The sequence below is a fragment of the Alteromonas sp. KUL106 genome (assembly GCF_009811415.1).
In the GTDB taxonomy this organism is placed as follows: domain Bacteria; phylum Pseudomonadota; class Gammaproteobacteria; order Enterobacterales; family Alteromonadaceae; genus Alteromonas.
On sequence record NZ_BLIG01000031.1, the window covers coordinates 1 to 20,538 of the forward strand.

At 45.2% G+C, this 20,538-nt stretch carries 16 protein-coding genes; 8 read left to right on the plus strand and 8 right to left on the minus strand.

Annotated elements, in window-relative coordinates:
- The first annotated feature begins 166 nt into the window (after positions 1-166).
- Positions 167-1,132 carry an alpha/beta hydrolase fold domain-containing protein gene (locus tag GVO63_RS11555; RefSeq protein WP_201281908.1) on the plus strand — a complete coding sequence of 322 codons (966 nt, stop codon included), beginning with the start codon at positions 167-169 and terminating at the stop codon, positions 1,130-1,132.
- A 56-nt stretch (positions 1,133-1,188) separates the two neighbouring features.
- Here GVO63_RS11555 and GVO63_RS11560 read toward each other — a convergent pair whose 3' ends face one another.
- Positions 1,189-1,707 carry a hypothetical protein gene (locus tag GVO63_RS11560; RefSeq protein WP_159580010.1) on the minus strand — a complete coding sequence of 173 codons (519 nt, stop codon included), beginning with the start codon at positions 1,705-1,707 and terminating at the stop codon, positions 1,189-1,191.
- Between the two features lie 283 nt (positions 1,708-1,990).
- Between GVO63_RS11560 and GVO63_RS11565 the strand changes: the two genes are divergently transcribed.
- The 4 genes from GVO63_RS11565 (at position 1,991) to GVO63_RS11580 (ending at position 7,732) form a co-directional block, all read left to right on the plus strand.
- Positions 1,991-3,664, plus strand: coding sequence for a carbon starvation protein A (locus GVO63_RS11565; RefSeq protein WP_159580012.1), 1,674 nt, complete (start codon positions 1,991-1,993; stop codon positions 3,662-3,664).
- Positions 3,665-4,076: 412 nt separating this feature from the next.
- Positions 4,077-5,240, plus strand: coding sequence for an SO_0444 family Cu/Zn efflux transporter (locus tag GVO63_RS11570; protein WP_159580014.1), 1,164 nt, complete (start codon positions 4,077-4,079; stop codon positions 5,238-5,240).
- Between the two features lie 146 nt (positions 5,241-5,386).
- A complete protein-coding gene (locus tag GVO63_RS11575; protein WP_159580016.1) occupies positions 5,387-6,469 on the plus strand; it encodes a CNNM domain-containing protein in 1,083 nt (360 codons plus the stop codon).
- Positions 6,470-6,553: 84 nt separating this feature from the next.
- A complete protein-coding gene (locus tag GVO63_RS11580; protein ID WP_159580018.1) occupies positions 6,554-7,732 on the plus strand; it encodes an energy transducer TonB in 1,179 nt (392 codons plus the stop codon).
- A gap of 13 nt (positions 7,733-7,745) precedes the next feature.
- On the opposite strand, the gene GVO63_RS11585 is transcribed toward GVO63_RS11580, so the two are convergent.
- From GVO63_RS11585 to pdsR, 6 genes are all read right to left on the minus strand, one after another.
- On the minus strand, positions 7,746-8,972 hold the full coding sequence (locus GVO63_RS11585; protein WP_159580020.1) for an outer membrane beta-barrel protein: 1,227 nt from the start codon (positions 8,970-8,972) through the stop codon (positions 7,746-7,748).
- Positions 8,972-9,628 (minus strand): methylamine utilization protein, encoded by a 657-nt coding sequence (locus tag GVO63_RS11590; protein ID WP_159580022.1) that lies wholly within the window; start codon positions 9,626-9,628, stop codon positions 8,972-8,974. The genes GVO63_RS11585 and GVO63_RS11590 overlap by 1 nt, the downstream gene beginning before the upstream one ends.
- A 168-nt stretch (positions 9,629-9,796) precedes the next feature.
- Positions 9,797-10,477: a Fe2+-dependent dioxygenase gene (locus GVO63_RS11595; protein ID WP_159492871.1), complete on the minus strand. Its 681-nt coding sequence runs from the start codon at positions 10,475-10,477 to the stop codon at positions 9,797-9,799.
- Between the two features lie 72 nt (positions 10,478-10,549).
- On the minus strand, positions 10,550-12,844 hold the full coding sequence (locus GVO63_RS11600; protein ID WP_159580024.1) for a TonB-dependent siderophore receptor: 2,295 nt from the start codon (positions 12,842-12,844) through the stop codon (positions 10,550-10,552).
- Between the two features lie 194 nt (positions 12,845-13,038).
- Positions 13,039-15,207, minus strand: coding sequence for a proteobacterial dedicated sortase system histidine kinase (pdsS, locus tag GVO63_RS11605; RefSeq protein WP_159580026.1), 2,169 nt, complete (start codon positions 15,205-15,207; stop codon positions 13,039-13,041).
- Between the two features lie 59 nt (positions 15,208-15,266).
- Positions 15,267-15,956: a proteobacterial dedicated sortase system response regulator gene (gene pdsR, locus GVO63_RS11610; protein ID WP_159492874.1), complete on the minus strand. Its 690-nt coding sequence runs from the start codon at positions 15,954-15,956 to the stop codon at positions 15,267-15,269.
- Positions 15,957-16,743: 787 nt separating this feature from the next.
- Between pdsR and GVO63_RS11615 the strand changes: the two genes are divergently transcribed.
- From GVO63_RS11615 to GVO63_RS11625, 3 genes are read left to right on the plus strand one after another with little or no spacing between them, the layout of a single operon-like run.
- Positions 16,744-17,676, plus strand: coding sequence for an ABC transporter ATP-binding protein (locus GVO63_RS11615; protein WP_159580028.1), 933 nt, complete (start codon positions 16,744-16,746; stop codon positions 17,674-17,676).
- Positions 17,677-17,702: 26 nt separating this feature from the next.
- A complete protein-coding gene (locus tag GVO63_RS11620; protein ID WP_201281909.1) occupies positions 17,703-18,518 on the plus strand; it encodes an ABC transporter permease in 816 nt (271 codons plus the stop codon).
- Entirely contained in the window at positions 18,518-19,186 is a 669-nt protein-coding gene (locus tag GVO63_RS11625; RefSeq protein WP_159492876.1) for a tRNA (guanosine(46)-N(7))-methyltransferase TrmB, read from the plus strand. The genes GVO63_RS11620 and GVO63_RS11625 overlap by 1 nt, the downstream gene beginning before the upstream one ends.
- 155 nt (positions 19,187-19,341) lie before the next feature.
- On the opposite strand, the gene GVO63_RS11630 is transcribed toward GVO63_RS11625, so the two are convergent.
- Positions 19,342-20,073, minus strand: coding sequence for an EAL domain-containing protein (locus GVO63_RS11630; protein ID WP_159580030.1), 732 nt, complete (start codon positions 20,071-20,073; stop codon positions 19,342-19,344).
- Between the last annotated feature and the right edge of the window lie 465 nt (positions 20,074-20,538).

Here is a 20,538-nt window from a genome sequence, read left to right on the forward strand (position 1 = left end):
TCTAATAAGACGTAAAAATAATGGAAACCGTCTTTCCCTTTACGCACCATGCTGATAAAACAGGATAAATTCTCATGATGCGTTGCCACAGGAGCGAATGCTAAATGAGACGAAATCTACTCTTATGTATCTACTTGCAACTACTGCTATGGTCACGGAATCTAACATGACAACGTCCACCCCTTTGTTACCTAAAGCCGCGAGTGAAGCCCTGGTAAAGGGTATTGCCAGTTTTCCCAACGCTACAAAAGATGTTGTCATAGCGACAACGCCGACAACAGATGAAGAGTGGCGAAACTACGTTCATTCCAGAAATACTGAACAGAAAAAGAAAATAAAGAAAATGAAAAAAGAGCTCGAAGTAGACGTTGAGCTTTTGAAGATGAATAAGGTCGTCGTTAGGCGTATCACACCTAAAGCGATTAGCCCTGAATTTAAAAACAAAGTCTACATAGATATTCATGGCGGGGCCTTCGTGCTGTTCGGCGGGTTACCGAGTATAGAAGAAGGGTTGCTCGTTGCAGACCGGCTAGGAATAGTAGTGTATAGCGTTGATTATAGAATGCCCCCGGCATTTCCTTCGCCTGCTGCGCTCGAAGACGTTACTTCTGTTTATCATATATTGATAGAAAAAGTGGGTGCACAGAACTTACTGGTGGGAGGCACGTCCGCCGGAGGAGGTCTAGTGCTCTCACTTGTACAGGCGCTTATCAAACACAATATGCCGTTGCCGGCAGCCATTTATGCGGGAACGCCGTGGGCTGACCTGACTAAAACGAGCGATACCTTGTACACCAACGAAAACATTGACAATGTGCTGGTTACCTATGAAGGTCAACTGAAAGCAGCAGCTCATTTATATGCGGGCAAGAAAATACTGTCTGACCCATCTGTATCCCCAATTTATGGTTCATTTAAACACTTCCCTCCCACCTATTTAGTGAGCGGTACGCGAGACATGTTTTTGAGCGACACGGTTAGGGTTAACCGCGCCATCAGGGATAGTGGAGGCGTGACGCAATTAGAGTTGTTTGAAGGGCTATCTCATGCAGAATATTTGATTTTCTACAGCACGCCAGAATCAGAAACCACCTATAGATTGATGAAAGGTTTTTTCCTCTCTAACTTGTAGCGAGCTATAACGCACATCAAGTGATATGCGTTCGCTAACGCCTTTACATCGTTCAATTACGAACCGAAGATGACGGTCAATATCGTAACGACAGCGCCGACTCCGGCAATTTTAAGTCCATTTTTATAAATGGGGAGCTTGGGGATAAACATCAGGAACGCGGAAACAACGAAAAACAACAGGCCTATTCCAAAACTGATATTTAGCCAGAAAAGGGGGCTGTTGTTGGTTGCCTTGTGTAGTTTCACCATTTTGGCGAGCACAAGGGGATAGTCTTTTCGGGTAATGATCGCTTCGCCCGTGTTTTTATCATAGTGGCCTACGTTGAGCTCGACTGCTTCAGCATTTTCGTTCGTTACTTTGCTCCCTTTTATTTTAAGAAGAGGCAGTAGGTTTACGCCTGAAAGGTTGGCTTCAAGTTGTCGAGTTTCAGTTTGCTCGTATTTTAAGATATCAGTGGGGCGAAATATCAGAAGAATACCACTCAGCGCATAGACGCCCATAATGCCAGCAAGAAAAAAGCCCAACCAGCGATGATATTTTCGAAAAGCCATGTGAAGTTTAGGTGATGCCATGTGTTTATCTGTCCGTTTAAAAGTAGTGCATTTATAAACGAGAATGAAACTTATTTAAAGTCTGCGTGCGAGAAACGCTCAGAAAAGTCAGATAAAAACAAAATATTTCGACGATCCAGTCTATGCCTTTCTAAAGACGCCGTTTAAGTGGTATGAAGAGTGTTAAATAATTGTGTCTTAATTAGACTTTAGTCTTACAATGCGCCTATGCGGCGGTAACAAATGATTTAATTACACTTTGCACCCGCAAATATAAACAAAACAACGACAGTAGGATTTTAACATGCAGTCTATTGCCATCGTAATACTGGGCATCATCGGAATGTTGTTCGGTTGGTTCGTATATTCTAAATTCATTGCGAACCGTATATTCAAGTTGGATGATAGCTTTATAACACCTGCGCACACAATGCGTGATGGTGTGGATTTTGTTCCCACGAATAAAGTGGTGTTATGGGGACACCATTTCACCTCAGTAGCAGGTGCTGCCCCCATTGTTGGCCCTGCAATTGCTGTATATTGGGGGTGGGTGCCAGCAGTACTTTGGGTTGTATTTGGTACTATCCTGTTTGCGGGTGTTCACGATATGGGTGCGTTGTGGGCCAGTGCGCGTCACAAAGGTAAGTCTATGGGCGCCCTTTCAGAGAGTGTCATTGGCAAACGATCTCGCGCCCTTTTCATGATAGTCATTTTCCTTGTTTTACTAATGGTTAATGCTGTATTCGGAGTTGTAATCGCCAACTCTTTTGTTTCTCAGCCAAATGCCGTTTTCCCTGCATGGACTGCAATAGTGGTAGCACTTATTATCGGCCAGTTGCTTAAACGAAACTTTAGCTTAATCCCGCTGTGCATCGTGGGTATTATCGTGTTATATGCGTCCGTGTATGCGGGAAGTTATATTCCTCTCAGTCTGCCAGAGACCATGTTTGGACTTGCAGATAAAGCAAACTGGATCATCATTCTGTTTGTTTATGCCGCTATCGCATCGCTTCTCCCCGTTTGGATGCTATTACAACCTAGAGACTTCATTAACGGCATGCAATTACTGGTTGGGCTGTTTTTGCTTTATGGTGCGGTATTCTTCGCTATGCCGGATATTACAGCACCTGCTTTTAATGCGCAGACAGCGGTAGATTCACCAAGTCTTATCCCATTGTTATTCGTAACCATTGCTTGCGGTGCAGTGTCGGGCTTTCACGGTATTGTATCGTCGGGTACAAGTTCTAAGCAGCTAGACAAAGAAACCGACGCGCGTTTTGTTGGCTATCTAGGCGCGGTAGGGGAAGGATCATTGGCTCTTATTACTATTGTCGCGGTAAGTGGTGTAGCGTTTGCTGCTTCGCCAGAGGAATGGCATGAAGTTTATAGTCACTTGGGCGCAGGTAGTGTTGGTGCGTTTATTACAGGAGGTGCGAACCTCATCCAGCAAGGTTGGGGGCTGTCAGTGGACTTCTCATCTACAATCCTTGCGGTAATGGTTGTTTTATTCGCCGGTACCACGATGGATTCAGGTGTACGTCTTCAGCGCTATATTATTCAAGAGTGGGGCGAGATTTATTCCATTAAAGCGTTGAAAAGCGGTTTGGTAGCCACGTTGGTTGCGGTCGGTTGCTGTCTATTATTGGCGTTCGGTGCGGGTGGTGCATCGGGAAGTGGCGGTATGATTATTTGGCCGTTGTTTGGCTCAACCAATCAGATCTTAGCAAGCCTTACATTGCTAGTGATTTCTGTCATGCTCATCAAGCTTGGCCGACCAGCGAAGTTCACGCTCATTCCTATGGTCTTCGTGTTAGTCATGGCTTTTTTCGCAGGGCTTATAAAACTAAAAGAATATTATGTTGAAGGAAATTACTTGTTAGTTTTCTTGGATGCTGTTGTGTTGGTCGTCTCTGTCCTCGTCATGTTGGAGGCGTTCTCGGTGGTGTCTAAACTCAAAAAAGAAAAGCAACAAAGCTAGGGCATGTTGACCTTTGGTGTACGAATTTTGGTCTATATAAAAGCATTTTAATCGCGAAACAGCCCCGCAGGCATAGTTGTTCTAAGTCAAAGGGTTGTGACAAAGAGTAAAATGCTTTCATGACGACCCCTTCGGGCGTATAAGATGTTGAAAAAGTGCACAGAAAAGATCAACGTGCCCTAAGTAGTGTAAGCCTGGTTTTTCATGGTTGGCCTCGTAGTCTAAAAAGCACACTCACGAGACAGTCAACGTTCGGCCAGTACATTTGTACTGGCCATTTTTCATTCCTATCATATCAATCAATTTTGTCGATTTTCTGTCACACTCCACATCTGTTATTATGATGAAGATTTTTAAGACGGTTATTTGCGCTTTGAAGTCAATTTTTTAGCAAAATAACGAGCGAGGCCGTGTGTCAGATATTATTTTACTAGCTCAAAATTTCGTTGCGCTCTTCGTGGAATCTGCGCCTTGGCTGCTGCTGGGCTTATTGGTTGCAGGGATCATGCACGAGTTAGTCCCTGTGACGTTTTTAGAAAAGCACATGGGCAGCTCATCTGTGGGCTCAATTAGTAAAGCCGCCATTATTGGCGCCCCATTACCGCTTTGTTCTTGTGGGGTCATTCCAGCCGCTCTCGGCTTGCGCCGCAGTGGGGCGTCTAAGTCTTCCACCATATCATTTCTCGTCTCTACGCCAGAAACCGGTGTGGACAGTGTGTCTGTGTCTTACGCGTTGTTAGGCCCGCTTTATGCGATTGTGAGGCCCATAGCGGCGATCCTCAGTGCAATCTATGCGGGTTTGATGGTTCGATTTTTTGCACAACAAGACACAAAGGTCGAACAGCTACATCAGTCTGACCATCCTCGGTCGTCTTGTTGTGCTTCACAACCAGTACCAGAACAAAAGATAACGCCATCCTGCTGCGCCAGTGAGAAATCACACAGTCATGACGACGAAGGTGCGACTTCAAGAGCAAAGGTAGCGCGGCCCTCTAAGGTAAAACAAGTATTCGCTTATGCCAGTGGTCAACTACTTGAAGATATCGTGGTGTGGCTACTGATTGGCTTAGCGTTGGCAGCCGCCATTAAAACTTGGGTTCCTACAGATTTTCTTACTCAATGGGGTGATGGTGTTATCGCGATGCTTGTGATGGCGCTGATTGGTATTCCTATGTACATATGCGCTACTGCGTCTACGCCCCTTGCCGTCGGCTTTCTTGCCGCGGGCTTATCCCCAGGTGCGGTATTGGTGTTTTTAATGGCTGGGCCGGCGACAAACGTATCGACAATGGGAATGATTAAGCAAGAAATGGGAGCACGTACGTTAGCGCTCTATTTGTTTAGCGTGATATCTGCCAGCATTGGTTTTGGCTATGCACTCAATTATCTTGTCTCGTTTTTTTCATTAGCGTCCATGATAAAAACACAGAGTGAAGTGCATGAGCACGGCGCCAATGTTCAATTGATTTATGCGCTCAGCGCAATTTTGCTAGCTGGCTTAATGTTAAGACTGGGTGTTAAAAAGCTGCAAAGCTATCGTCAAAACCAGAGGCAGCACTCGGCGTGCTGCTCCTGATTTTCTCTTTACGCGTTTGTAGGGAAGTACTGGCACGTTGTTGTCGTGAACAGCGCGCTTGTATATCCTGTTCTATTATCCATAATGGTCGCTCAAATTTTTAAATAAAACGCGTTTAACCCTACAAGGACGCTTGGAATAACTACATGTTTTTACTTATTGTGTATGTGTTCATCGCACTGGGCTTTTCTTTTTTATGCTCCATTGCTGAGGCTGTGATTCTAAGTGTTTCATCTGCTTACATCTCTGTGTTAGAAAAAGAGGGTAAGCCGAGTGGGGCTTTGCTTCGCAAACAAACCGACTATATCAATACACCGCTATCCGCTATTTTGACCCTGAACACGATAGCACATACCATGGGGGCCGCGGGTGCAGGCGCACAGGCTGCCGCAGTGTTTGGTGATGCGTATCTGGGCGTTATTTCTGCGGTGTTAACGCTACTCATTCTAATCTTTTCGGAGATAATTCCCAAAACACTGGGCGCTACTTACTGGCGAGCACTAGCGCCCATTACCGCGTACTTTTTAAAGTATCTATCAATAATCCTCATGCCCTTCGTGAAAATGTCAGAATTAATGACCAAGGGGTTTAAAGAAGACAGTCCCCTTCGTGGTTTAAGTCGCAGCGAGTTGCACGCTATGGCAGAGTTATCTGGCAAAGAGGGGCAACTCGCAAGTCATGAGGCGGTGTTTTTACAGAGCTTATTGAGCCTGCACGAGCTAAAAGTGAAAGATGCAATAACCCATCGAACCGCACTTTTCAAAGTGTGTGAGACAATGACAGTAGAGGCGTTCTTTCACAAACACGCCAATATTGAATTTTCCCGCATACCGGTATTTGATGATCAAGACTCAGAAAATATCACGGGCTTTGTCATGCGCTCAGACTTACTGGTGGCGCAAGCAAGGGGCAATACAGACAAACCGCTTTCAGAATATGCGAAAGATATGGTTACCGTGCTTAATACCATGCCGTTATCGGTAACGTTTGAACACTTTATTAATAAGCATGTGCACATGTTACTGGTGGTGGATGAATACGGCGGCTTGGAAGGGGTGCTTACCCTAGAGGATCTGCTTGAACGTTTACTGGGCGTTGACATCATTGACGAAAAAGACACAACAGTGAGCATGCGAAAGCTGGCCAAGATGATGACAAAGCGCAAAGAGCAGATGATGATAAAAAATGTGCCAGATGCGTCGCTTGAAAACTCAGCAAAGAAACAATAGCCTTATTAAACGATAAATACACGTACACAGCCCCTAATTGCTGCGGGGACCTCAAGATTTCGGCCATTATTAAGGATGATAGGTATGACACAGACGAAATGGAACAACATCATTAGTTCGAACGCTTCAATATATAGGCTCGCGGTCAAGCGAAGCCGGCTCTCACTCGCCTTGGTTGCGCTATTTACTTTGGGCTTTACGGTAGATGTGGCGGCACAAGAGTTGAGTATCCCTTGTGATGAGCTTGAAGAAAAAGCGTTAGCTGAAGCGAAAGCGAATGAAGTGGAGCGAATAACAGCATTTACACCCGCCACTCCTTTGAAGCGCGTAGACCCAAGATACCCACTTATAGCCGTAGAAAAAGGCCGTGAGGGGTGGGTTAGGCTAAGCTATGTTATTGACGAAGAGGGCAGAGTGAAAGACCCAGTCGTTGAAGATTTCTTCGGTAGTCCTTCCTTCAAGCGAAGTGCACTATCAGCAGTGAAGAAATGGCAGTACAACCCAGCGATAAAAGATGGCGAACCCACTCAGCAATGCCATCAGGCTGTTCAAATGGACTTTGCCATTGGCGGAAAAACGGGCGCCACCCGTAAATTTATTAAAGCGTATAAAGACGTAGACGAGATATTCAAAGCAGGTGACGTTGAAGCGGCAGATGAAGCGCTCAAAGAACTCAAGGGCTGGGATACGCTAAATCGTTACGAAAACGCCTGGTTGCTTAGCTTGGAGTCTCAGATTGCAAGTGAACAAGGTGATATCGAAAGGGAAGCGCGAAGTTTGGCTCGATTACTTGCCAGTAACGGGCAAAAGCGATTTAACAATAGCGTGTTTGATGACGATTATGTGGCTTACGTACTTCAGAAAAAAATTCTTCTTGATGCTCAACGTGGTATCTATGCTGAAGCTTTAAAGTCTTACCGCGCACTTCAGGAAATGGAGGCGCAAGAAACGCGAATCGGCGAGATTGCTGCTGTCATTAGTCAAATTGAAACCGCTATTGCATCTGAGGATAACCTACTGGTACCCGCGAATATGGGGGGCGATGGACATTGGTTCCACACGCTGGTAAGAAACAAGTTTGCATTTAATAACATTCAGGGCGAACTTGATACCGTTGAAGTACGCTGCGACTCTCATCGAGAAAAGTTTACAGTTGCTGAGGCACACGTTTGGCATATTCCTCAAGGTTGGGGGCAATGTCAGGTTATGGTTAAAGGTGACAGTGAAACCACGTTTGATTTAATTGAAGTCGCTAAAGGGTAACTGGCTTGCCCGCTCAAAGTGATACGGTTAACGCCAATTGGAAAAGGTGTTCAGTATAACTTTCGCTATTCTGGAAAAAGCGCAAGTTTTCTTGATGCCCTTTATTTAATTGCCATTCTGTGGTTACTGAGACGTGAGAGGTTGCGTCATATTTTACGCTAAGCGTATAGGCGTTGCCTCTGCTACCATTTGGGTCGTACACATTATTGTCGTTATCGGTAACACGGTACCAATCTATTCGAACAGCCGCCGTTAAATCTTTAAGTCCTACCGTTTGCAAATCTAAGGCTGCGGCAAAATAAGCACTCGCGAAATCATTATCAACCACATTTTCTCCCATAAGGGTATCGCCCTGGAGAAGCTGTGAAAACAGGGTTAACTCGGGAAGGGGTAAATATCGCAATGTTAACGAATGAAAGCGTGTATGCCATGCATAGATGCGGTCAGGATCAACAATGTTCGCATCGGCATTGTTATCGTAATAATAATAGCGTACTTCAGAACTGCGGTTATACGCCACATGGGCGCCAAAATAATAGCCAAAACGATTATCTATTTCTCTAAACGGTTCGGTCCATGCAGGTGCATTTAGCTTATCTTCATCAACAACACCGGGTATAGGCAGAAAATTTATCCGATCGTTGTGAAGCGATTGCCTGTCGTGAAGTGCAAAGCCGCGCCAAGAGAGAAGCGTGCCGATAGTGTCGTTACCTTTAAATAAACTGCCTAATATTTTCCATGACCAGTTGCTTCGCATTTGTCTGCCATTTTGTCTAAGGCTTAACTCTACGCCGCTGGTTCTGAGTTCTTCACCTATCCAACTGTTTATGGCCGAGTTTGTCAGGAAGTGAGGAGATAGCCAGCCAAAATCAGTATTTTCAGCTGAGATGGCAGGGTAAAATGCACCGACCTTTACTTCAGGCTTTATCGAAGAGGCAATGAGCGGACGATACTTTAGGTATAGTTGAGAAAAGTTAAGACGTTCTTCACCATCACGGTAAGCGTTTAATACACCAGAAAGTGTCCAAGCATTAGACAAGCGTTGCTCAGTTGAAATAATTGCCTGTGAGAGATGTAAGCCATCACCATCGAACCGCTGGTGGTTTATGCCAAACGCTTGAAAGCTTTGCGTGTTTTCCTGAAGCGCCCACGTGCCACGCACTAGAATATCGGTTTCTGCATAGATAGGTATCGAGAATGTCAGCAGTAGTTTTGCTAATGCGTATAAGGCAATTCGCATCAATAGTCGCCAAAGCCAGCGTCGAACTCGTCTTCACTGACCATGATGGTACTGAGCGTCCATGTTACTTCAGTATCCGCATTCACAGAGATGGATTTGGATGGGAACGCTTTTTCATCCTCCACTTGCGGGTGCCAAAAGCGTACGGTGTATTCACCGTGAGGAAGTGAAATCAAAGATTTCCCCTCACTGTCAGTTTTTCCAAAATAAGGAGAATCTGAAACAACAATGTACCCGAGCATCCAGTCATGAATATTACAGCCAATATCAACAACGCCCGGAGTGTCGAAGCGCAAGGGCTTTGCGGTAAACTCTTTATAAAGCTTTAATTCGAATTGCTTTGTGGGTGAAAAAGAATAGACGTGATGAAATAAGTTGTCGGCATTGGGGAAGGTTACTTCTGTGCCCGCTTTCACAACAAGCACGTGAGGCACGAACTGCTTATCAATTTGGTTCATGACGACGGCTTGAGGCTGAGGCATTTGATGCTCATTCACCTCAAACTGAGGCTCAAATAGAAACACGCCGTCGTTGACGGGTTTGTTATCGCTATCATTAAGCGTTATCGAGAACACTGCGGTTGGATTATTTTGGCTTAATGCAATACTTGAATAAGCAATAAAGAAAAGTGCGCTAGTATATGTTTTGTATTTCATTCAAGTACCACAGCGGTAAGCGTTAGTGAAAAGAAAGCGGCTTTTTTAACCATAGAATAAACCCAGTAATATACAACTGCGTTATACCTAAAGTATAGGACCTTCAAAGTGGTTAACTTATTTCAACTTCTGTGAACTTCTCGAAATAGCACGAGTAGAAAACCATGCTTACAACTGAGAAAATTTCCGCACTAAATTATGATAGACATGGTGCAGCCCATCAAGCTGTTCACGCTCTGCTGTGCCAGCATTTACCAGTGATTGAATACTCTGGTCTAGCTGGTAAAGCGTTTCACGTATTTGTTGATCGCTCACCATACTTTGCAGCCAAGTAATGGCGGCAATACGCTCACCTTTCGTCACAGGCGTGACTTTGTGAAGACTTGATGATGGATAGAGAATGGCGCTTCCTGCGTTGCACTTAATGCTTTGCTCGCCAAAACCTGTTTGTATAACGAGTTCACCGCCTTCGTACTCGTCTTTATCAGTAAGAAATACGGTCATTGACATATCACTGCGCAAAACATCGGGGGTATCTGGAATACGCATGATGGCAGCATCTACGTGATAACCATAGGTCTGTGATTCGCTGTAGCGGTTAAAACACGGTGGGAAAATACGTTGGGGTAGGGCGGCAGAGATAACCTGTGGATTATTACCTAATTTACTTAGCAGCGCGTTTGCAAGCTGTTGAACACGCTTGTCTTTTGCATCTGCCTGACCATTATTTTTAACGCCGGCAGCCATACCCATCGCCGTACTCTTGCCATCAACAAAGGGAACATTTGCCAGCTGCTGACGAAACTGAGCGACTTCGCTCTTCGTTAATAAATTATCAATAATAATCATTCTTTCAACGCTTTTTGAGATGTTTTCGATACAGAAGGACCTAGACGGTGGCCCGCCTAGGTCGTGCTAGCATTAAAATTCGTAGCTAACAGTACCTGTAATGTTGCGACCATCACCAATATACATGAAGGCCCCAGAACGGTAGGCGGCCGTCCAATATTCTTCATCAAATACGTTACCAATGTTAACACGGAACGTCAGTGACTCTGAGTGGTAGTAGTTAGCAAATAGGTTAACCACTTGATAATCAGGTACGACTATCGAATATTCACCGGTTTCAGCGCTATAGCCAGCGGCGGTGTCAGGTTGACCACCGTACATTTCTGACTGGTAGCTGTAGTCTCCACCAAAGGCAAACTTTTCGTTAGGCTGATAGCGCATTTGAATATAGAAGCTTTCATCAGCGAAATTACTTAACGCTAAACCAAGGTTATCTTCACTGTATGATTTAAGCACTTCCGAATCCATAAATGCAGCAGAGGCTTGGATGCTTAGCTTATCAGTAACATCTCCGCTTAAACCAAACTCAACACCTTCTACGCGGTTTTCGCCGGTGTTTAGTGTACCCAGTGTGGAATAGGCATCGCCAACGCTTTCGTGCACATCACTTTTGGTAATGCGGAAAAGTGCCGCGTTGGCCACTAATTTCTCGTCAAACAATGACCATTTAGTGCCTAGCTCAATGTTTTCTACCTGCTCCGGATCGGCTTGAGATGCCTGCTCTGGCGTACCGCAAATACCACCGTAACCACAGTTTGCACCAAGATCAGATTCGCCACCATTGATGTTAGTTGCTGTACTATAAGAGGCGTAAATATTGCCGTTCTCGGTTAGATCGTAAACTAAGCCCAAGTGACCGTTATAAAGTTCATCTGAAAACTCATAAAGATCGCTAGATGTCTGATTGCTGTAGTCATAGCTATCTACACGTAGGCCCGCAAAAACGTTCAAGTTTTCGGTGAGCTCAAAGGTATCCATTACATACATTGAATAGGTTTCAATATCGAACAGTGCGTCTACGTCACCACGGGTGAAAGCTTTGCCCATTAGTCCACTAATGTTATCAACTTCGTTTCCACTGCCATCAAGTAAGCAATAGCTTTCAGAAACGCCACGACGTCCTCTAGTTAGGCAGTTCGACGGGTTAGTGTAGTCCATATTGAACACGCCGTTATCAACCGACTCATCTGTATATTCAAAGCCAAATACAAAACGGTGGTCTAGGCCCGCAAAGTTTGTGTCCCAAAATAGGTTGAACTGTGTGGTTACATAGTCAACTTCCTGCCAACCTTGATGGTTACTTAGTGACAGCGTGTAGGCACCTGGCGCCGTAGGGTCTGTTTCATCGCGATTAGTACCACTCATGCCGGTGGTAATGTATTCATTTTCGGTCTTGCCAACACGCGTGGCATTGTAGAAACGAACGTTGTCGCTAATGTCGTATTCAGTACGCAGCGTAAACGTAGTAACTTCTGAGTTCTGGAAGTCTTCGTCTTGCGCATACACCGGAATATCTTCGAGTGGATAGCCCGCGTCTCTGTCGTAATAGCTTCCCAAATCAGGAATGTCTTCAGCATTTAAGTAATAAATATCACCAGTAAATGACAAACGGTCGGTCGGCTGATTCACGTAGGAAAGCTGAACACCCTCACGGTCACGCTCAATGCCTTCACGCCCTGGCTTGTCTTCTGATGAGTAGAGGCCGTTCAAGCGCACTGCACTGGTTTCAGAAAGGGTTTTGTTTAAGTCTACTGTTAAGCGGGTGTGTTCATCGGTACCTACCGCCGCATCTACACGACCAAAGTTATATGATGTCGATGCTTTCTTAGTAATGGAGTTTACTGCACCACCAGAAGAGCCGCGTCCAGCGAAAGTCGAACTTGGACCTTTGGTAATTTCAACCCGTTCTGTCGCAAAGCTCTCTCGTGTTGTCATGCCAGGGTCACGAAGACCATCCACAAACACATCGCTACGCGCTTCGTGACCACGAATAATGTAGCGGTCACCAAAAGCATTACCATTCTCACCCGTACCTAACGTTACACCTGCTTGCGCTTGTAAGATGTCTTTTAGGTCTGTTCTACCGCTTTCTTGAATTTGGTCTTGTGTAAGAACACTAATGGTTTGTGGTGTATCTACTAGGTCAGCCAGTCGACGAGGATCACCTGACTTGTTATAGCGATAAATAGACTGTTGAACTCCATGAATACGTATCAACTCTATCGCTTCATCGGTGACGGCTGCACATTCAGCAGAGGCTGCATCTTCGCATTTCTCTACATCTTCCTGTGCCATAACGGCACCACTGCCAAATGCCAATGCTGCAGCAATGGTTTGTGCGCCCATGGTTAATTTCGTGTTTTTCATTCTGCTTCCCTTGAGTGTGTGTAAGGACGACGGAGTCTATGAAATTATCTTAATAATGTAAATATAAATGATAACTATTATCATTAGTAAATTTTAAAGGGAGTTTTAAGCAGTGCTTAATTAAGTATTTACTGATGTGTTCGTAGGCGTTTTTTAACAAGGAGTAAGAGGTAAAGGCTTATTAATAGGCGCTACTATAAGGGAAAGTAAATCGTGACGATGACCCCCGTTTCATCATCTCTGTCATTTAGTGAAAGATGCCCCTTGTGGAAGGTGGCAATCATGTTGGCGATGTAAAGGCCCAGCCCTAAATGGGGAGAGTGAGCCGTACTTTGCACATCATTCTCTTTTCTTACCGAAACCATTGATTGAGTGAGCTGTTTTTTCATGCCCTTTGGCAAAAGAGGCCCGGGATTACTTACGCTTAAGGCAACCTGCTTATCTTTCTTCTCAAGCGCTATCAAAATTTCATCATTGCTTTGGCTAAAATCTACGGCGTTTGAAACAACCTTATCAAAAAGTTGAGCGACAAGCTCAGCAGAGCCATATACTTGAATAGAAGGTTCCGTTGATGAAAAGCGCCATTTTCGCTGCGCATAGGCGTGCCTGTAGCCTTCAACGCACCCCTGTATGACTTCAACAATATTGAAGTTAGCCATGTCTTCCTGCGCAATAGCTTGTTCAAGGCGCGTGGCTTCACTCATGCTATTCAAAATACTGCTTAACCGGTTAACACCAGATTGAGCCCGCTCTATAAATACGGCTTGTTGACTGGCATCGTCAACATTAGTCAGCATATCCAGTGACGATTTGACTACTGCGATAGGCGTTCTAAGTTCGTGCGACAGACGTGACGCCATGTTTTCCAAATACGAGTTGTATTGCTGTAACCGTGACAGTACATCGGCAAATGAGCGAGACAGATCGCCAATTTCATCTCGTTGATTTGACACCGGCAACGTGCCGATGATTTTGCCATTGTCATCAATGACGGCTTCGGTGTTGTCGCGCAGCAAGCGAATGCGGTTGGAAATTCGCGTAGCGAAGAGCAGGAGCCCTAATGTGCCTAGGGTCATCACTGCCAAAATAACGTGAAAAAGCTGCTCTAATGCACGGTTTCTTAATGTGCGAATGCCGTTGGTTGTTTGCTCTACAATAACCGCACCCATCACGTTACCTTGAATAAAAATAGGGTAGGCGGCAGAGAGTATAATGGCTTTATTATCGGGAGATAACCGCCATAGTGACTCCGGTTGTCCGTTAAGGGCTGTCCCTAAATCTTGCCCGGCTAGTGCATAAGCATCGTCAAGTTCGTCAATGAAATCTGAGGGCGGCCGCGTTAGGATTTGATAATAAAGGGGTAGTAACCACTCACTTTCTATCCAGTGCCACATTGAATTAGAAGGCGCTTCTTTTTCGTCTACCTTAATGCCAGTTGCAGATTGAATATCGCCTGCACGCGCCAGAACACGTTTATGTTTATCAACGACCCATACTCTTGAGTCAGCATATTTGAGGCCTGCTAAAATTCGCTCAATTTCCGGTGAAGGCGTAATAACAGTGCCTAATTCGCCGAGTTCTTTAGTGTTTGCGGTGCCCAGGGCATACTGTTTTAGACGGCGCGATTCATCGTCAACATCAACAATAGAAAATGCTAACCCGCCGGTGGTCATCGATAAAGGAAAGCGAAGCTCGATATTGTAACCGGTTGCGGTTTCCTGCCATCGTCCTTGAATAGACAGTGCGTTTTCTACCGCCCTTACAGTGGCGGTGTTGTCCGATAGTTTGTACGCATTGACCCAGCCACTTTCATAAGGCGCAACGACATATCTTGCGAGTTCACCTTGGGGCGTTTCAATGCCTATCAGCAAGTGATCACCTGTCTCTACGCTTAAACTGTTGGGCTGTCGCCACAGCAATACGTCATCACTCACTTCGAACATGGCATATAGAAATTGACCATAGCGCCCTACCATATGCTTAAACGACAAGCTCGTTGGTTCGCCATTGTATCCATTGTAATACTCAATGACCTCGCCGCTGCCATACTCGCTTATGAGTTCACTGATTTGCTGCCAGTCGTTCAGTTCGCCATCAAGGCGAATAGGTGACGGAATGGGGGGCGCATACAGGTCGGTACCTGGACGCACGTCTTGTAGGTAAGCAGATTGACTATCAAACAGCGCGGGGCGCTCATGAAGCGCAGTTGCCACAGCGCGGGCTGTACCAATCATGGTTTGTTCTTGACCGTTTCGCAGGTACTGCTCAAGCTCCCAAACGTAGTTATAACCTAGGTAGGGAATAGTGAATAGGAATAGCGACAGCACCATAAGCTGAAGGCGAATAGAAAAGCGAAATCCCATGGTTTTAGTCGGTTACCCTCGTTATGGTTAGCGGGTTAAGCACCCTTGGCGCAGCCCAATTAAAGCTGCCAGCGGTAACCCATGCCGTAAACCGTGTCGATATGGTCGAAGTTTGGATCGAGCTGCACAAACTTTTTACGCATGCGTTTTATATGAGAAGTGATAGTGGTGTCGTCTACCACCATGCGAGACTCATCCATCAACTGCTGACGGCTCTTTACGTGACCGGGGCGCTTGATGAGGGCGTGCAGCATCCAAAACTCCGTCACGGTGAGCAATACCGCTTGATTTTGCCAGCTAACGGTCATTCGTGACACATCAACTTTTAAATCACCGACTTTAAGCTCGTCTTTTTGCTGAGCAGGCGCAGCAAGTAAATCTGTGCGTCTAAATAATGCAGCAATGCGCGCTAAGAGGTGTGCCATACTAATGTCTTTAGTGAGGTAATCATCGGCGCCCATTCTAAGGCCGCTGATGGTGTCCACATCGTTATCACGAGCAGTAAAAAAGATAATAGGCAATGTTTGTGATAGCCCTCTTAACTGCTGACACAGCATAAACCCGCCCTCTATCTCATCTTTTAAACCTATGTCTATAATGGCCAAGTCGGGCAGTGTATGGTTAAACGCCTCAGCAGCAGATGGCCTGTCTTCGTAAGCGTTTACACTGTAACCTTGCGCTCTTAGCGCCAAAATATAGTTTTCACGAATGGCAGCATCGTCTTCCACTAATGCAATTGTCTTTGGCATACATTAATCCGCAATTTCAAAATGTGTATGTGTTCACACTATACCTGTGAAAAAAGCGGTTTGCTCAAGTTCGACATAAAATCCTCAAGCCTGCCTCATTTGCGCCATATTTGCGTCGTGCATATTGGTCATGTAGCGGAGTAAGTTCATGGCTGCGTCTTTTAACCAGAGGTGATAAGGCAAAGTAAGCGCATTGAGCAATGAATAGTCAATCCATCACAACATTTCCACGTTATTTCCATATTGCCGCGCCTTTTTCGCCATGAAAGCATTTTACTCTTTGTTACAGCCCTTTGGCGCAGAGCAACTATGCCTGCAGGGCTGTTTCGCGATTAACATGCTTTTATATAGACCGAAATTCGTACACCAAAGGCTAACACGCCCTCGTACGGGTCTGAAGACGACTAATCCATTGCGCGGCTGCATTTAAACATTCAGCCGCAAGGCAAAGCTTAACAGGCGCTACCGTAGAAGAGGTAAGGCTGCACTTCTACGCCTAAAAAAACTACCCTTTGCGCCGTGTGCTCCCCCAACAGTACATGGCGCTTTTTTCCGTTTATGCCTCATTCAGTCATAGGTTTCCCCTATGCTTCAATTTCTGAATAAGCCTGCGTGTTATTCTTGCATTTCATTTGGCCTATTTTTCATTATGACCCCACCTTGAACCGTTTAATACAGCGACTAAACGTGAGTGTATTCATTTAATAGCATGAACTGGGTTACACTTTGCAGATTAACGATTCTTGCCTAAGCAGGTTAGATGTCACACTCACAATACGGGTAAATAATGAAAGCGTTGGATATTCAAGGGTTAACAAAAACCTATAAAGGTGGTGTACAAGCGCTTAAAGGCGTAGATCTCACCGTGCAAGAGGGAGACTTTTTCGCATTGCTTGGTCCTAATGGGGCAGGTAAATCAACCACTATCGGTATTATTAGTTCACTGGTGAATCAAACTAGCGGCAGTGTTTCTGTGTTTGGCTATGATCTTACCACGCAAAAAGAGCAAGCTAAGGCCTGCATTGGTCTGGTGCCGCAAGAGTTTAATTTCAACCAGTTTGAAACCGTACTGCAAATTGTCCTCAATCAGGCGGGTTACTATGGCGTGCCGCGCAGTGTGGCAAAAGAGCGCGCTAAGAAATACCTTGCTCAGCTTGACCTATGGGAGAAACGCGATGCCCGCGCGCGGGAGTTATCCGGCGGTATGAAGCGCAGACTGATGATTGCTCGTGCATTAATGCATGAGCCTAAACTACTTATTCTCGATGAGCCAACGGCCGGTGTAGACATCGAAATTCGTCGTTCTATGTGGGGATTCTTAGAAGAAATCAATCGCCAAGGGATCACCATCATCCTCACCACGCACTATCTTGAAGAAGCTGAAATGTTGTGTCGCAATATCGCCATTATCAATAAGGGCACCATTGTGGAAAACACCAGTATGAAATCGTTACTGTCGAAGCTCAATGTTGAAACCTTCGTGTTAGATATAAAAATGCCGGAAAGTGGAGTAGAGAGTGCGGATCTTTTGGCTGGCTTTGAACACCGCCTTATTGACGATCATACCCTTGAGGTAGATGTTGAAAAAACCGAAGGCCTAAACCCTGTATTTACTCAATTAAGTGAAAAAGGAGTTCAGGTTATGAGTATGCGCAATAAATCAAATCGCCTTGAAGAGTTGTTTGTACGTTTAGTTGAATCGGCCAAGCAGGCAGGCTAGGCAAATAACGGGAAAGGTAAAACACAATGAAAACGGAAAGTACGTCGATGGACACAGAGCAAAACGTGGGTTGGTTTAAGCAAAACTACGTTGCGTTAACCACTATTTGGATAAAAGAATGCACGCGCTTTTTGCGCATATGGGTGCAAACTTTAGTGCCGCCAGCTATCACTATGAGTCTTTACTTTGTGATATTCGGTAGTCTTATAGGTAACCGAATTGGGCAAATGGGCGGGTTTACCTATATGGAGTTTATCGTTCCGGGCCTCATTATGATGTCTGTCATTACAAACTCTTACGCTAATGTGTCGTCTTCGTTTTTTAGCGCTAAGTTTCAACGCAATATTGAAGAGTTATTGGTATCGCCTGTACCTACGTCTGTCATTATTCTGGGCTACGTAGGCGGTGGCGTGGCGCGCGCTATACTCATTGGCATCATTGTTACTTTAGTGTCGCTCTTCTTTGTTGATGTGCAAATACACCACCTTGGTATCATTGCGCTAACCTTGCTACTTACCTCAACGTTATTTGCTACCGCTGGTCTCATTAACGCGATATTTGCGAAAACCTTTGACGATATTAGCGTGGTGCCGACATTCGTATTAACGCCCTTAACCTATCTAGGTGGCGTGTTCTATTCTCTATCGCTTTTGCCTGAATTTTGGCAATGGGTAAGTAAAGCTAACCCCGTTGTGTATATGGTTAACGGCTTCCGCTATGGTTTCTTAGGGGTGTCAGACGTCAATGTAACGCTGTCGTTGAGTTTGCTCGTAGGCTTTAATGCGCTTCTATTTAGTGTTGCGTATTATTTGCTTAAAACCGGAAAAGGTATTCGTAGTTAATGACAAGCGGCAACTCAAGAGAAATTACCACATCGCAGGTGGGTATCCATGACAAACTGGACGATTTAGTTAAGAAGTATCAAGTCAGTGAGAATAAAAGGCCGATTAGCGATCATACGCAAGCCGCTTTTGATGAGGTTTCCGCATGGTTAGATGGTTTCAGCGGTGAGGTGATTCTCGATTCTTGCTGTGGTGTCGGTGAAAGTACCGCCAATATCGCGCGGGCGAATCCCAATGCTCGCGTTATCGGCGTTGATAAGTCGGCACTGCGGGTTGATAAACATGCGCACTACAGCGCTGAACAAGATAACTACAGAGTTATACGCGCAGACGTGAATGACTTGTGGCGTTTGGTGAAACAGTCTAATTGGCAGGTATCGAGACACTTTCTCTTATATCCCAACCCTTATCCAAAGAAAACCCAGGTTCAAAAACGCTGGCACGCCAGTGCGGCAATGGTCGATTTAATGGCTATCACGCCCAATATCGAAGTGCGCAGTAACTGGCTAATCTATCTCATGGAATTTGCCCAAGCGGCTAAGCACTACGGTTGTATTTCTGATTTAACTGAAGTGACTGGCGACGCTCATATGACGCCGTTTGAGCGAAAATATCGGGGCAGTGGACAGTCGTGTTGGCAGTTACACTGTCGAAGCGAAGAGAGTTGAGCGGGTGAAGGGCTGGTATTTAGTTCAATACCAGCCTCTCTGTGGGCAAAACGACCCAGTGCCGTGCATTGCAATAAAAAGTAGGATGTTGCCAACGTTTGACCAACGTCTTTATCTCATTTTTAGCAAGCATATCTATGCAGACTGGTACTAGGCTAATGACGTGCGCTGGCGTTTCGCACGTTCGCCATTGGAGGGCTAAATACATAACCTTGCGCATAGCGAATAGGAAGACGTTTAACGCTTTCTAAGTGCGCCTCATCCTCAACGTGCTCGGCAATAGCACTGATGCTGTGACGTTCACATAGCGACAATAAGTAGTCGACGTATTCTCTTACCGCGTCCTGTTGGTCATAATGCTTGATTAACCCACCTGCGAGTTTTATTCCCCTTACTGGCAAACTTACCAAAGCGCGTATATTTCCCGGGCATGAGCCAACGTTATCTATAAATACGCCAAGTCCGGCATGCATACTTTTTTCTACAAACGCGGTTAAACTTTTTGGGTTAGATAACGCGGTAGAAGCGCTCACTTCAATACTGACACGCTCGGGTGTAGGGTAGCTAGCCAAGTGCATGATGAGAGTGTTTGAGAGCTCTTTATTATCTAAATCCCTGGCCGTGACATTGATACTCCATGGAATATTTACATCGTGAAAATAGCTTGCGCATTGCACAAACATACTTGCAGCAAGGGTGTTTACATGGTGTTCCCGTTCAATTAGGTAAAGAAACTCACTGGGAAGAAATGTTTTATCGCCTTGGGTGATAAGTCTTGCTAAACATTCGTATCGCCAAACCCCCTGACTTTGTAAATCCACGATTGGCTGAAAATAAGGCACAATATCTTCGATGGAGAAATTCTCGGATATTTCGCGTATGGGCATAAACCGACCTCCTTACATTGTCGTATTGATAATGTTTGACGAATTGACTGCGCAAAAAGCATAGCTTGTATAGCAGATTAAACATCAACACTATTCACAAATTAAATATAGTAGAGACTCTGAAACTTTGCGGCGCTAATTTTAACGTAGTAATGTGTGGTAACTTGGTTACCTGTTGACGGGTCCCACGTTCCACTACGCGTCTGTTTGTATGTTAACGCTGCCCAATTAATCTATATCGTGGGTTTTGTGCAACGAATTGCTTATTGCTGCCTCTTGGCGTGCATGGCAATCTGATGTAAAGTGCGACACCCTGAAAGTGTTGTGATAAGTTTTCAGGTTTGGCAACGAATGGACCGCGCCAGCACGCTTTAATCTGAAGGAGGTTATCCTTTAGGGAGGCGAGCAAATTAGTTGTGCTGATTAATACACGCTAAATGGCTAGAAGGAAAAGTAAGTGTCAGG